Origin of the sequence: Methylosinus sp. sav-2 (assembly GCF_004366495.1) — a bacterium.
Taxonomy (GTDB): Bacteria; Pseudomonadota; Alphaproteobacteria; order Rhizobiales; family Beijerinckiaceae; genus Methylosinus.
This window is the reverse complement of the sequence record NZ_SOEJ01000005.1, coordinates 79,172-93,289: the sequence shown is the minus strand read 5'-3', so window position 1 is coordinate 93,289 and position 14,118 is coordinate 79,172. Positions and strand designations below refer to the sequence as shown.

Sequence of the window (14,118 nt, the reverse complement as noted above, 5' to 3'; positions counted from 1 at the left end):
ACGCGCGATTCCGGTGCTTGCCCCGCGTCAGCCTAGCAGGCCGGCGTTTTTGGGGGCAAGCGGATTATCCTGCAGCGCGGCGGCGTCCGGCGTGTCCGGCGCCGGTATGCCCGCGACGGCGGCGTAGAGCTTTTCGACGAAGGACGGGTCCAAATCCTTGACGATGAAGACGAGGCGTGTGCGCCGATCGGCGTCCGGCCAGGCGGCGAGGCGATGCGGCGGATGGAAGACATGCTGCACGCCATGCACGGCCACGGGCCGTTCGCGATCGTCGGTGAGGCCAACGATTCCCTTCACGCGCAAGAGATGCGGACCATGCGCCTGCCGCAAGATCTCGACGAACATGTCGAAAGCCTGCGGGCTGAGCGGCGCGTCGCTCGTGATGCAAAAGGCGCGAATATGCGCGTCGTGGCGATTCACGTCCTGATGCGCATGGCCGTGGTGGTGGTCATGATCGTGATGATGGTGATCGTGATGATGGTGATGCGCTTCATGCGCCGCCGCGACCGCCTCGTCATTGAGCCATTTGGCGACCTGCGGAATCTTGCCGGAGGCGTCATAGAGACCGCAGTCGAGCAGAGCGGCGGGGCTCGCCTCTCCCGTCGCGGCGATGAGCCGGCGCGCCGCCGGATTGAGCCGAGCGAGGCGCTGGTCGAGCGCCTCGAGACGGGAGGCGCCCTCGGGAAGGTCAGTCTTGGTGATGACCAGCCGATCGGCGACGGCGGCCTGCTTCACCGCCTCCTCATGCGCGTCCAGCGTCGCGGCGCCATTCACGGCGTCGACCAGCGAGACGACGCCGTCCAGCCGATAGCGCAGCGCGAGATAGGGATGCGACATGATGGTGTGGAGAATGGGCGCCGGATCGGCGAGCCCGGTCGTCTCCAGCACGACGCGGCGGAAGGGGCGGATGCGGCCATTGTCGAGCTTGCGCAGCGCATCCTCGAGCGCGGCGACGAGATCGCCGCGGATCGAGCAGCAGATGCAGCCCGAGCTCATGACGATCATGTCGCCTTCGACATTCTCGACCAGCAGATGATCTATGCCGACCTCGCCGAACTCATTGATGAGCACCAGAGTGTCGGCGAGCTCGGGCGAGGCGAGCAGGCGGTTGAGCAGGGTTGTCTTGCCGGCGCCGAGAAAGCCGGTGAGGATCGTCAGCGGAATGGGCGGCGGTGGACGACGCGGCTCGGAACGCTCGGTCATTGTCGAATCATTGCTCATTGTCTGGGCGCGGCGGCGCATGATCGCCGATCGCATGCTTGTCATTCTTGGCGGAGACGTTCTTGCCAGGCGTCTTCGCCGCGGCCTTGGCGGCCGGAGCCTTCGCCGGCGCTTTGGCGGCGACATTCTTACCCTGGATGGGCTTGCCCTGACCAGACTTGGCGGGCGCGGGCTTCGCCGCCTTCGCGGGCTTTTCCGTCGCATCCGTCTCGATGGCGGCTTCCTGCGGCGGCGTCTTCGCCTTGGCTGTCTTTTCCTTGGTCGCCTTTTCTTTGGCCGGCGCATGCGCGGCCTTTACCGCCGCCTTGCGGCTGTGGCGCATGGAGAGCGCGTCTGGCGCCGGGCGGCTTATCGGCGAGGCGGCGGCGGCCGGCGGCTCATGGGCGTAGGCGGTGACAGTCGAGGGCGAGCCGACCGGCGTGCCAGGATCGCGCACCCCGGCGACCGGACCCTCATAGCCAGGAGCGCGGCCGAGATGCACCGGTGTCGGCTCGAAGCGCGCGCGGGGCAGGGCGGCGATGGTCTTGACGTTGACCTGATCGGTCGAGCCGTTCTCGCGCGGAATGGCGACATTCATATCCTCGACCTCGGCCATATATTCGGCGTTGGCCTTGCCGCGATGGCGGCAGACGCTGTCGCGCATGTCCGGCGCCTGGCCGACGCCGAAGGTCGGCAAAGAGGCGACCGAGCCCGAGGGCGAGCCGGTCATGAAGGCGCGGTCGAGCAGCGAGGCGGCCTTGGCCGTGCGGGCGGCCGCCGTGGGCGCGCCCAGAACCACGGCAATGAGCTTCTGCCCGCCATGGGTGGCGCTGGCCACCAGATTATAGCCGGCGGGGCAGGTGAAGCCGGTCTTCATGCCGTCCGCGCCCGGATAGCGGCCGAGCAGGCCGTTATGGGTCGGGTGGATCTGCCGGCCGAGCTGCATCGCGCCAATGTTGAAAAAGCCCGAGGATTCGGGAAATTCCGTCAGCAGCGCGCGGCCGAGAATGGCGAGATCGCGCGCCGAGGTCACTTGCCGGTCGTCCGGCAGACCGTTGGGATTGGCCCAATAGGACTCGCGCATGCCGAGCTTGGCCGAGGCGCGGTTCATCTCATCGGCGAAAGCCTCCACCGAGCCGGAGACGCCCTCCGCTATGGTGACGGCTATGTCATTGGCGGATTTGACCATCAGCATGACCAGCGCATTGCGCAGCGTCACCTCCGAGCCGACCGGAAAGCCCATTTTCGACGGCGCCATGGAGAGCGCGCGGGGCGAGACGATCATCGGCGTGTCATATTGAATGCGGCCGGAACGCACCGCGTCCAGCGCCACATAGACGGTCATCAGCTTGGTCAGCGAGGCGGGATACCAGCTCTGGGTCGCCTGCTCCTGCGCCAGAACCTGCCCGCTGGAGACATCGATGACGACGGAGGGGGCCGCCGACGCCGTCGACGCTGCGACAATGGCGGCTGCGACGAAAAAGCTGCGTAGGGTCGGTTTCACGCTCATGTTCATCCGATCGGCCTCGACCTCGGCCGTTTTGCGGCCGCGCGTTCGATTCGAGACATAGTCTCGCTCCAAGGACGGCCCGAATATGGGCCGAATGTGGCGTAAACGCGCTCTGCGCCGTTTCGGGACGCCGAAAAGCGCCGTTATGGACAACGGTTAGTACGCCCGGACGATCAAAATTCGTTCCAACTTCCGGCGAGCCGGCGTAGGCTCGGCCGGCCATTTCGCAATTTTGCGGCCGCCGTGTGCTCGGCTAGCTGGGCCGCCAATTCTGGTTGGGCAGAATGAAAAGCTTATATTGGTCGTAATAATTCAATCTGGATGCGACCAATAGGCGCGCGAGGTTTCGTCGTCCGCTGAGCCGCCCGCCGAAGCGGTCAATGGAAGTTGAAGGTCTGCTCGAAATCACGGCAGTCGGTGTCCATGTCGAAGGGCGGCGGCGGCAGCTTCAGCGCGGTGATCATGCCCGCCGCGACCAGCGCTCGGGCGTTATTGTCGTAGTTCGAGAAAGTGGCTCTGGTGACGCGGCCTCTGAAATCGACATGGAATTTGATGGTCACTGTTCCGCGTCCCAGATTCAGCTTCGGCGCGCGTTCGCGGAGCTGCTGGGTGACGGTCTGTATCCAGACCTTGTTTTCCGGGATCGCCATGCAGGCGGCGAGCGTCGGCCGCTCCGAGGGGCCGAAAAGAAATTGTGCGAAGGCCGCCGGCGACACGCCGATCAGACAAAATACGATGATTGCTCGAAACATGATGCGTGGCCTCCGGTCCGCCGGGCTCATGGATAGTAGAAGCTCTGCGAGAATAAGTGGCACTTGCCGCCGGCCGCCTTGCGGGCCGAGGCCGGTGGCGGCGGCAATTTGAGCGAGGAAATCGTGCTCAAGGCGAGGAGCGCCTGTTCGTTATTGCTGGCTTTCACGACATTCGCATCGGCCACTCGGCCGGCGGCGTCGACGCAGAAATGCACGGTCACAGACCCATGCCCGAGCCAGAGGCGCGAGGTGTGCTCTTTGGCCTGACGGGCGATCGTCCTCTTCCACTGCTCATATTCCACCTGGGCGGCGTCCCGCGCGGGGTCTGCCGTTCCGCCGAGCCCGTCGAAAATCGATTGCGCCACAACCGGCTGGGAGAGCGCGAGCAGACAAGCCATAAAAATCGTCGCCGCTTTCATCAATTCGGTCCTCGAACGAAACATAGCGCCTGGAAATTCGCCGCCCGCGCCTTGTGATCTATGAATATCCGAACGCGTAGCGCGGTCAATAAGGTGAGTGATTTCGTCGAGCGCTGGCCGGTTTTCCTGTTATTCGTTTCGGTCTTTTCTTGCGGCGCCGAGCGCGCCTCGCGGTGGGGCGACGCGATTGAGGGCAGTGATCGACAAAAACCCGCCGATCCAGGCGCCGAGCGCGGCAAACAGCACATAGGCCCAGTTGGACGTGTAGCTGATGACCGCGAAAGCGGAGAGGAGATACCACACGCTGCTCCAGCTCGCGGCGGCGACGCGACGGCGTTCGGAAACCGCAGCGTTGAAGAACACATAGACGGCGTCGGTCACGGCGGTCGACAGGGCGACGCCCGCGGCGATGGCGGGGTCGAAAGGCGGAATGTCCATTGCTGCGGTCTCCGATTGGCGTCGTGTCCAATCGGCTCTAGATGGCGCGAATTCGATGCTGACGAAGGGGTTTCTTTGCGGGCGAATCGTTAATCTTCTCCGAGCAGCCACCAGAGATCTGATCCGCTAATCTCACCCGCATCATGCTGCTCGAAGAGCTTTCGGGCTGGCTCGTCCAAATTGCTCGTTGCTCGGCGGAATTTCTCCCGCCGTTCTATAAATTCTATGTGATCCCACAGATAGGCGGGCGAAACTTCACCGGTGTCGAGCCGCGCTAGCAGGCTTTGGAATTCCGCTTTGACTTGCGGGCTTTGGACACCCAAAAAATCGGCGCGTTTCAGCAGCGCGACACGTTCCTTGCCGCTCGGCGGCCGGGTCAGGGCTCTCTTCCTGGGCGCGCTCATCGGCCGCCATTCGAGGCTCGCCCGCGCTAATAAGCACGAGCGATCAATATCTCCTCCACCGCCGGCCGGCCGGTGAAGACACAAACGCCCGTCGGCGCGCTCTGCTGGAGCGGAATATTGCGCAGCGTCAGCTTCAACGCCTTCAGCCGCGTCTCCACCTCCTCGAGCTCCGCGCCGGTCGGCCGCGCCCAGGGCGCGCGCACCCAGCCCTTGAAGGCCGCCGCGGCCTCGTCGTCCTCCGCCGCCTTGCCGAAATAATCGGCGATCTCGGCGAAGCGCGTCAGATCGGAGCGGATATTCGCCTCGAGTCGCGCCTTGGCCTCGGCGAACAGCGCCGCCTGGATTTCCGCCAGCAGGGCAGGGACCGCGCCCACGAATTCCGCGCGGGGCGTCGCCGTCGAGACGATCTTGTCGCCGTCGCGCAGGCGGTCGCGGCGGATCAGCGTCACAACGTCATTGGCGGCGTCGCGTGGGCCGATCTCGAGGATGATCGGCGCGCCGCGGCGCACCCAGTCCCAGCGCTTATTGGCGGCGCGCGCCGGCTTCTTGTCGACGATCGCGCGCAATGGCGCGCCCAGCGCGAAAACCCCGTCCAGCTCGGCTTTCAGCCTGTCGCAGAAGGCGAGCACCTCGGCGTCCTCGGGCTTCTCGCGCAGCATGGGCACGATCACCACCTGACGCGGGGCGATGGCCGGCGGAAGGCGCAGCCCGTCATCGTCGCCATGGGTCATGATCACGCCGCCGATGAGCCGCGTCGAGACGCCCCAGCTCGTCGTGTGGCAATATTCCAGCTCGCCGCTCGCGCTCTGGAAGCGGATGTTCTGCGCGTGAGCGAAATTGGTTCCGAGATAATGCGAGGTGCCGGCCTGCAGCGCCTTGCCGTCCTGCATCATCGCCTCGATGGAATAAGTGTTCACGGCGCCGGGGAAGCGCTCATTCTCCGGCTTCTCGCCGGCGACCACGGGCACGGCCAGCACATCCTCGACGATTTGCCGATAGACCTCGAGCATTTTGCGGGTTTCTTCCCGCGCGTCGGCCTCGTCGGCATGGGCGGTGTGGCCCTCCTGCCAGAGGAATTCGCTCGTCCGCAAGAAGAGCCGCGTGCGCATTTCCCAGCGCACGACATTGGCCCATTGATTGATGAGCACGGGCAGGTCGCGATGCGAGGAGACCCAGCGGCGGAAGGCGTCGCCGATGATCGTCTCCGAAGTCGGCCGCACGATCAGCGGCTCCTCGAGCTTGGAGTCGGGATCGACGACGAGCTTGCCGTCCACCGCCTTCAGCCGGTGATGGGTGACGACCGCCATCTCCTTGGCGAAGCCTTCGACATGGCTCGCCTCCTGAGCGATGAAGCTCATGGGGATGAACAGCGGGAAATAGCAATTGTCGTGGCCGGTCTCTTTTATGCGCCGGTCGAGCGCGCCCTGGATCAGCTCCCAGACGCCATAGCCCCAGGGCTTGATGATCATGCAGCCGCGCACCGGGCTCGTCTCAGCCATATCGGCCTCGGCGACGATGGCCTGATACCATTGCGCGAAATTCTCTTCTCTCGTGACCGACAGAGCGCGTTTCATCTTTGCCCTTGGGGATTCGATTCCGATGTTCGAGCGCAGAGATAGCCCAAGCCCGCCGTCATGGCGAGCGAGGCCGCGCTTTTCGGCCGCGGCGCGGTGCAGGGGTCGAGCAGGGGCGTTGCCTTGCGCGGGCGTTCCGGTCGAAACTCCGCCCCGTCGGACATGGGTCCGAGGAGGGCGCGTTGGTCTATCCATTGGGCATGATCGGCGTTGGGATAGGGCTCGCCTATCTCGCCGCCTTTGCGGCGGGCGGCCTCCTCGATCGCCTCGGCTTTCCGCTTCCGTCGTCGGCCGGGCGGATTTCGCGCATAGACGGGCTGCGCGGGCTGCTGGCCCTCTCCGTGATGATGCATCATTTCGTGATCTGGATGCAGGCCACGCGGCTCGGCGGAACCTGGGAGCGGCCGACCATTCTGTTTCTTGAAAATCTCGGCGGCGGCAGCGTGTCGATATTTTTCATGATCACAGGGTTTCTATTCCATCGCAATACGCTGGAAGGATTTCATATTTCCAGAATAGCAGCGTTATGGGTCGGCCGTTTCTTCCGTCTGACGCCGCTGGTCGCCGCTTCCGTCGTGGCGACAGGCCTGATTATTCTATGGACGCAAGAATATTCCATTCGGCCGGAAACGGTTTTCACGCCGCTGCTCACATGGGTGGCGGCCCTCGGCCAGCCTCCGCTTCTCGGCCATGCCGATAGCGGCCGCATCGACGCTTATGTGCTGTGGTCGCTGAAATATGAGTGGGCGTTCTATCTTTTCGGCGTTCCGCTGATGGCGATCGCCTATGACCTTCTCCGCGGCAAGGCGCCGACTGCGGCGCTTCCGCTGGCGCTCGTCATCGGCAGTCTGGCGGCGACGCGTTTCGTCGCTCTCGATTGGCTCGCGTTTCCGCCCTTGTTCGCGATGGGGATGCTGGCCAGCGAGGCGGCGAAGCTCGACGAGGCGCGGATCTGGTCGTCCTCGCGCGGTGGAATGCTCACGGCCACGATATGCCTGCTCGCGGCCTTGGCTTGCGCTCCCAAGCCTTATGGGACGCCATGGGATTTTCTGCTCGGACTCTTCTTCGCCTCTGTCGCCTGCGGCAACGATATCTTCGGCCTTTTGCGGAGGCGCGCGCTTCTGGCGCTCGGAGAATGCTCTTATGGAATATATTTATTCCATGGCAATGTTCTCTTTGTTCTCTTCTACTTCGGCGCGCCCTCGCTCGCGGCGCTGGACACGGCCAGCCTGCCGCTGCTTCTGCCATTGGTCGCGATTATCGTCGTGGCGGTAACGGCGACGATCTTCGTCACGATCGAGAAGCCGGGGAGCGCTTACGGTCGAGCATTCGTCGCTCGATTTTCTTCTGCGCCCCCGGCGCCGTCGGAGGATAAAGTGGTCGGATGAAGCTTCGCCGACGCTCAGCCGCCGGCGAGAGGCTTCAGCGCTTGTAGCTTCGAATGGAGTTCTAAGATCAATTTCTCATTGTTCTGAATAAATTCAGGCGAGAGCATCAGCTGCTCCCGCAATGAGCGAGGCTCCACGAAACGGCTCGCGCTGTCCAAATTCACTTCCTTTTCCGGGTCGCGGTCGAGAATGAGACGATAGCCCCAAAGCAAGTGATCTTTTGTCAACGACATGCGCGGCCTCCGATTTTTTCTATCCGACCTTTTTTAGATTTGTGCAGCGCACAAGGTCAACCGCCTTTTTCCCTATCGCGGCCCGCTGTCCGGGCGCGCTTTCGTCCGTGGCCGCGCGCGCATCCTTCGACCGTGCGATGAATTCGCCGCGCCAAGCCTTTAGGTATATAGTTCCTCGCGCGTCCCATTCGGTCCTTCGAGGGCGCGAAGAGGGAGTTTGGGCGCGACGTGATCGACAAGCTGGAATTCTTCATCACTGTCGCCAAGGAGCGGAGCTTTTCCCGCGCGGCGGAGCTCTGCGGGGTGACGCAGCCGACGCTCTCGGCCGGGATCAAGCAGCTCGAGGACAGTCTCGGCGTCCTGCTCGTCAATCGCTCCTCCCGCTTCCACAGCCTCACCGCCGAGGGCGAGCGGGTGCTGGAATGGGCCAAGCGCATCGTGGCCGACGCGCGCGCCATGCGGCAGGAGGTGCGCACGCTGAAGGAGGGGCTCGGCGGCCAGCTCAAGATCGCCTCCATCCCCACGGCGCTGACCATGATTCCCGCGCTGACGACGCCCTTTCGCGAGAAGCACCCCGGCGTGCGCCTCACCATTCTCACCAGCTCCTCGACCGAGATCTTGTCCATGCTGGACAATCTCGAGATCGACGCCGGCCTCACCTATCTCGACAATGAGCCGCTGGGGCGGGTGCGGACCGTTCCGCTCTTTTCGGAGCGCTATCGGCTGCTGACTGCGGCCGACAATCCGCTCGGCAATCGGGACAAGGTGACCTGGGCCGATGTCGGCCGAATCCCTCTCTGCCTGCTGACGCCGGACATGCAGAATCGCCGCATCGTCGAGCGGCTGATCCGCGACGCCGGCGGCGAGCCCGAGCCCGCGCTCGAATCGAATTCGGTCATCGTGCTCTTCGCCCATGTGAAGACAGGACGTTGGGCCACCATCCTACCCGAAAAGCTGGTCGACTCGCTGCGAGTCGCCGCCCCCTTGCGCTCTATTCCGATCGTCGAGCCGGAGGCCGTCCACGAGATCGGATTGGTCGTTCCGCTGCGCGAGCCGACCATCCCGCAAGTGGCCGCGCTCGTCGCCGAGGCGAAGAAGCTCGCAAAGAATCCGCTAGTTGGCGATCTATAGGATTCGCCTATCATGTAACCGTTCCAGATTATTGATCCCGCCGACTTTTTGGCGCACTGTTGGGGCAATTACCTAAAATGGGCGGCTGTCGCTCAGAAAGGCCCGCTCTCTAAGAACGGGCTCGCTCGATAAGAACGGGGAAGAAATGTCTGGCGCTGTTCCGTGGAACGAGGCGCGGGCGCAGGAGATCATCGACGCTCATCTCGGGCTCGAGGGTCCTGCCCTGCCTATCTTGCATGCTATCCAGGAAGAATTCGGCTATGTGCCCGAGGCTGTCGTGCCGCAGATGGCGCAATCGCTGAACATCTCCCGGGCCGAGATGCATGGCGTCGTCACTTTCTATCACGACTTCCGCCATGCGCCGGCCGGCCGCCATGTGCTGAAGCTGTGCCGGGCGGAGTCCTGTCAGTCCATGGGGTCGGAGAAGATCGCCAAGGACTTCCTCGAGCGCATCAAGCTCGAATGGGGCGGGACCGCCAATGACGGCTCGCTGACCGTCGAGGCGGTCTATTGCCTCGGCCTCTGCGCTCACAGCCCCGGCGCTCTCTACGACGGCGAGCCGATCGGCCGCGTCGATGGGGAGATTCTGGACGAGCTGGCGTCGGAGGCGCAAAAATCATGACCAAGATTTATGTGCCCCGCGACATGGCCGCGCTGGCCGTCGGCGCCAAGCGCGTCCTCGCCGCCATAGAGAAAGAGGCCTCCGCGCGCGGCGAGACCATTCAGATCATTCGCAACGGCTCGCGCGGCCTGCTCTGGCTCGAGCCTCTGGTCGAGGTCGAGACGCCGGAAGGCCGCATCGGCTACGGCAATGTGAAGCCCTCGGATGTTCCTTCGCTGTTCGATGCGGGATTCCTGAAGGGCGGCGCGCATCCGCTCTCCATCGGCAAGGTCGAGGATCATCCTTATTGGGCCAAGCAGACGCGCGTGACCTTCGAGCGCGTCGGAATCATCGATCCGGTGAATCTCGATGATTACGTCGCTCATGGCGGCGGGCAGGGGCTCGCCAAGGCCTTCGAGATCGGTCCGGCCAAGGTCATAGAGGAAGTCACCAAGTCCGGCCTGCGCGGCCGCGGCGGCGCGGGCTTCCCGGCCGGCATCAAATGGAAGACGGTCGCCGACGCTCCGGCCGACCGCCGCTATGTCGTCACCAACGCCGACGAGGGCGACTCGGGCACTTTCGCCGATCGCATGGTGATGGAGGGCGATCCCTTCGTCCTCATCGAGGGCATGACGATCTGCGGCTACGCCATCGGCGCGAGCAAGGGCTTCATCTATCTGCGCGCGGAATATCCGCAATGCGCCGAGGTGCTGACCGAGGCGCTGGAGGCCGCGCGCAAGGCCGGCTGGCTCGGCGAGAATGTGCGCGGCTCCGGCTTCGCCTTCGACATTGAACTGCGCATCGGCGCCGGCGCCTATGTCTGCGGCGAGGAGACCTCGCTGCTCGAGAGCCTCGAGGGCCATCGCGGCATTGTGCGCGCCAAGCCGCCGCTGCCGGCGCATGTCGGCTTCATGGGCCGCCCCACGGTCGTCAACAATGTGCTGACGCTCGCCACGGCTCCGGCCATTCTCGCCAAGGGCGGCGAGTTTTACGCCTCTTTCGGCGTCGGCCGCTCGCGCGGCACCATGCCGTTGCAGATCGCCGGCAATGTGAAATATGGCGGTCTCTATGAGACGCCCTTCGGCCTCACGCTGGGCGAGATCGTCAATGACATCGGCGGCGGCACGCTGACCGGTCGCCCGGTGCGCGCCGTGCAATGCGGCGGCCCGCTCGGCGCCTATGTGCCCCCGTCGCTGTTCGACACGCCCTTCGATTATGAGGCGTTCCAGAAGCACGACAGCCTGATCGGCCATGGCGGCCTCGTCGTTTTCGACGACACCGTCGATATGATGCAGATGGCGCGCTTCGGCATGGAGTTCTGCGCGATCGAGAGCTGCGGCAAGTGCACGCCCTGCCGCATCGGCTCCACCCGCGGCGTCGAGACGATCGACAAGATCGTCGAAGGCGTCGATGTGGAGGCGAATATCGAGCTGCTGTCCGATCTCTGCAACACGATGAAATTCGGTTCCCTCTGCGCGCTCGGAGGTTTCGCCCCATATCCGGTCGAGAGCGCCCTTCGTCATTATCCGGAAGATTTCCGCAAAGCGACGCTTCCCGCCGCCGCCGAGTGAGGAGCAAAGCCATGAGCCTCGTCAAAGAAGTCGATTACGGCACGCCCGCGTCGAAGTCAGAGAAAGAAGTCACTCTGACGATCGACGGCGTATCGGTCACTGTGCCGGAAGGCACGTCCATCATGCGCGCCGCCATGGAGCTGGGGACGGAAATCCCCAAGCTCTGCGCCACTGACAGCCTGAAGGCCTTCGGCTCCTGCCGTCTCTGCGTCGTCGAGATCGACGGCCGCTATGGCACGCCGGCCTCCTGCACCACGCCGGTTCTGCCGGGCATGAGCGTGCACACGCAGACGCCTCGCCTCAAGGCGATCCGCCGCGGCGTTATGGAGCTCTATATCTCCGACCATCCGCTCGACTGTCTGACTTGCGCCGCCAATGGCGATTGCGAGCTGCAGACGATGGCGGGCGCCGTGGGCCTGCGCGATGTGCGCTACGGCTATGAGGGCTCCAACCATGTGTTCGCCCGCAGCCGCGTCGACGGCAAGGCGAATTTCGATTGGATGCCGAAAGACGAGTCCAATCCCTATTTCACCTACGACCCGTCGAAATGCATCGTCTGCAATCGTTGCGTCCGCGCCTGCGAGGAGACTCAAGGCACTTTCGCGCTGACGATCGACGGCCGCGGCTTCGACAGCCGCGTCTCGCCCGGCATGGCCGAAGCCTTCATGGATTCGGAATGCGTCTCCTGCGGCGCCTGCGTGCAGGCCTGCCCGACCGCGACCTTGACCGAGAAGTCGGTGATCGCCGTCGGTCAGCCGGAGCATTCGGAAGTCACCACCTGCGCCTATTGCGGCGTCGGCTGCACCTTCAAGGCGGAAATGCGCGGCGAGGAGATCGTCCGCATGGTTCCCTGGAAGGACGGCAAGGCCAATCACGGCCACAGCTGCATCAAGGGTCGCTTCGCTTATGGCTATGCGCTGCACAAGGAACGCGTCACCCAGCCGATGATCCGCGACAAGGCGACCGATCCCTGGCGGGTCGTCTCCTTCGACGAGGCCATCGCCTTCGCCGCTGATCGCTTCAAGAAGATCATCGAGAAGCACGGCAAGCGTTCTGTCGGCGTGATCACCTCCTCGCGTTGCTCGAATGAGGAGACCTATCTCGTCCAGAAGCTGACCCGCGCCGGCTTCGGCAACAACAACACCGACACTTGCGCGCGCGTCTGCCATTCGCCGACCGGCTATGGCCTCAACCAGGCCTTCGGCACCTCGGCCGGCACGCAGGACTTCGACTCGGTCGACGACAGCGATGTGATCCTCGTCATCGGCGCCAATCCGACCGACGCGCATCCGGTGTTCGGCTCGCGCATGAAGAAGCGCCTGCGCGAGGGCGCCAAGCTCATCGTCGTCGATCCGCGCCGCATCGATCTCGTGCGCTCACCCCATATCAGCTCGGATTATCATCTGGCGCTGAAGCCCGGAACCAATGTCGCCGTCGTCACAGCGCTGGCGCATGTGATCGTGAAAGAGGGCCTCGTCAACGAAGCCTTCGTCCGCGCGCGTTGCGATTGGGACGAGTTCCAGGATTGGGCGGCCTTCGTCTCCGAGGAGCGCAACAGCCCCGAGGAAGTCGAGAAGCTCTCCGGCGTTCCGGCGGCGGATATTCGCGCCGCGGCGCGCCTCTACGCCACCGGCGGCCGCGCGGCCATCTATTATGGCCTCGGCGTCACCGAGCACAGCCAGGGCTCGACGACCGTCATGGCCATCGCCAATCTCGCAATGGCGACCGGCAATCTCGGCCGCCGCGGCGTCGGCGTGAACCCGCTGCGCGGACAGAACAATGTGCAGGGCTCCTGCGACATGGGCTCTTTCCCGCATGAGCTGCCGGGTTATCGCCACGTCTCCAACGACGCCGTGCGCCAGTCCTTCGAGCAGGCCTGGGGCGTGGAGCTCGACAATGAGCCGGGCCTTCGCATCCCCAATATGTTCGATGCGGCGATCGCCGGCGAGTTCATGGGGCTCTATTGCCAGGGCGAGGACATTCTCCAGTCCGATCCGGACACGAAGCATGTCTCGGCCGCTCTCTCGGCGATGGAATGCGTCATCGTGCAGGATCTCTTCCTGAACGAGACCGCGCATTACGCCCATGTGTTCCTGCCGGGCGCGAGCTTCCTCGAGAAGGACGGCACCTTCACCAACGCCGAGCGCCGCATTCAGCGCATCCGCAAGGTGATGAGCCCGAAGAACGGCTATGGCGATTGGGAGATCACCCAAATGCTCGCCAAGGCCTTCGGCCTCGACTGGAACTATGCGCATCCGAGCGAGATCATGGATGAGATCGCCGCTCTGACGCCGACCTTCAAGAACGTCTCCTATGCGATGCTCGATGAGGTCGGCTCGGTGCAATGGCCGTGCAATGACGCGTCGCCGGACGGCATGCCGATCATGCACATCGAGGGCTTCACGCGCGGCAAGGGCAAGTTCGTCATCACCGAATATGTCCCTACCGACGAGAAGACCGGGCCGCGCTTCCCGCTGCTGCTGACGACGGGCCGCATCCTGTCGCAGTACAATGTCGGCGCGCAGACCCGCCGCACTGAGAACAGCCGTTGGCACGAGGAGGACGTGCTCGAGATCCATCCGCATGACGCCGAGCTGCGCGGTGTGCGCGATGGGGATTGGGTGCGCATCGCGAGCCGAGCCGGCGAGATCACGCTGCACGCCAAGGTCACCGACCGCGTGGCGCCGGGCGTCGTCTACACCACCTTCCATCACCCGCTCTCGCAGGCGAATGTGGTGACCACCGATAATTCGGATTGGGCCACCAATTGCCCCGAATATAAGGTGACGGCGGTGCAGATCTCGCCCTCCAACGGTCCGACCGAGTGGCAGGAGCAATATCGCGAGCTCTCCGAGAACGCCCGTCGCATCGCGACGGCCGCGGAGTAGAGCAGGGCG

The 14,118-nt window shown here is 64.2% G+C and carries 13 protein-coding genes; 5 read left to right on the top strand and 8 right to left on the bottom strand.

The genetic code is table 11. The features are described from left to right. Nucleotides 1–27: 27 nt before the first annotated feature. The 7 genes from EDE12_RS11485 to proS form a co-directional block, all read right to left on the bottom strand. Nucleotides 28–1,203 (bottom strand): GTP-binding protein, encoded by a 1,176-nt coding sequence (locus EDE12_RS11485; protein WP_026598851.1) that lies wholly within the window; start codon nt 1,201–1,203, stop codon nt 28–30. Between the two features lie 7 nt (nt 1,204–1,210). Beyond that, the gene (locus EDE12_RS11480; protein WP_084768634.1) at nt 1,211–2,710 is read right to left on the bottom strand and encodes a D-alanyl-D-alanine carboxypeptidase family protein; all 1,500 of its coding nucleotides are present in this window, start codon (nt 2,708–2,710) and stop codon (nt 1,211–1,213) included. Nucleotides 2,711–3,087: 377 nt separating this feature from the next. Beyond that, nucleotides 3,088–3,462, bottom strand: coding sequence for a hypothetical protein (locus EDE12_RS11475; RefSeq protein ID WP_036308877.1), 375 nt, complete (start codon nt 3,460–3,462; stop codon nt 3,088–3,090). A gap of 26 nt (nt 3,463–3,488) precedes the next feature. Next, nucleotides 3,489–3,881, bottom strand: a complete 393-nt coding sequence (locus EDE12_RS11470; RefSeq protein ID WP_024880246.1) for an energy transducer TonB — start codon at nt 3,879–3,881, stop codon at nt 3,489–3,491. Nucleotides 3,882–4,010: 129 nt separating this feature from the next. After that, nucleotides 4,011–4,319 carry a hypothetical protein gene (locus EDE12_RS11465; RefSeq protein ID WP_024880245.1) on the bottom strand — a complete coding sequence of 103 codons (309 nt, stop codon included), beginning with the start codon at nt 4,317–4,319 and terminating at the stop codon, nt 4,011–4,013. 89 nt (nt 4,320–4,408) lie between these two features. Further along, nucleotides 4,409–4,723 (bottom strand): hypothetical protein, encoded by a 315-nt coding sequence (locus EDE12_RS11460; protein ID WP_024880244.1) that lies wholly within the window; start codon nt 4,721–4,723, stop codon nt 4,409–4,411. 26 nt (nt 4,724–4,749) lie between these two features. Continuing rightward, a complete protein-coding gene (proS, locus tag EDE12_RS11455) occupies nt 4,750–6,297 on the bottom strand; it encodes a proline--tRNA ligase (RefSeq protein ID WP_024880243.1) in 1,548 nt (515 codons plus the stop codon). A 182-nt stretch (nt 6,298–6,479) separates the two neighbouring features. Between proS and EDE12_RS11450 the strand changes: the two genes are divergently transcribed. After that, nucleotides 6,480–7,685, top strand: a complete 1,206-nt coding sequence (locus EDE12_RS11450; RefSeq protein ID WP_134188085.1) for an acyltransferase — start codon at nt 6,480–6,482, stop codon at nt 7,683–7,685. A gap of 14 nt (nt 7,686–7,699) precedes the next feature. On the opposite strand, the gene EDE12_RS11445 is transcribed toward EDE12_RS11450, so the two are convergent. Next, entirely contained in the window at nt 7,700–7,918 is a 219-nt protein-coding gene (locus EDE12_RS11445) for a hypothetical protein (protein ID WP_036308872.1), read from the bottom strand. A 228-nt stretch (nt 7,919–8,146) separates the two neighbouring features. Between EDE12_RS11445 and EDE12_RS11440 the strand changes: the two genes are divergently transcribed. The 4 genes from EDE12_RS11440 (at nt 8,147) to fdhF (ending at nt 14,109) form a co-directional block, all read left to right on the top strand. Further along, nucleotides 8,147–9,049, top strand: coding sequence for a LysR family transcriptional regulator (locus EDE12_RS11440; RefSeq protein WP_024880240.1), 903 nt, complete (start codon nt 8,147–8,149; stop codon nt 9,047–9,049). A gap of 145 nt (nt 9,050–9,194) precedes the next feature. Beyond that, entirely contained in the window at nt 9,195–9,671 is a 477-nt protein-coding gene (locus EDE12_RS11435) for a formate dehydrogenase subunit gamma (RefSeq protein WP_026598850.1), read from the top strand. Next, nucleotides 9,668–11,221: an NADH-quinone oxidoreductase subunit NuoF gene (locus EDE12_RS11430; RefSeq protein ID WP_026598849.1), complete on the top strand. Its 1,554-nt coding sequence runs from the start codon at nt 9,668–9,670 to the stop codon at nt 11,219–11,221. The genes EDE12_RS11435 and EDE12_RS11430 overlap by 4 nt, the downstream gene beginning before the upstream one ends. 11 nt (nt 11,222–11,232) lie before the next feature. Continuing rightward, entirely contained in the window at nt 11,233–14,109 is a 2,877-nt protein-coding gene (gene fdhF / locus EDE12_RS11425; RefSeq protein WP_024880237.1) for a formate dehydrogenase subunit alpha, read from the top strand. Nucleotides 14,110–14,118 lie beyond the last annotated feature (9 nt).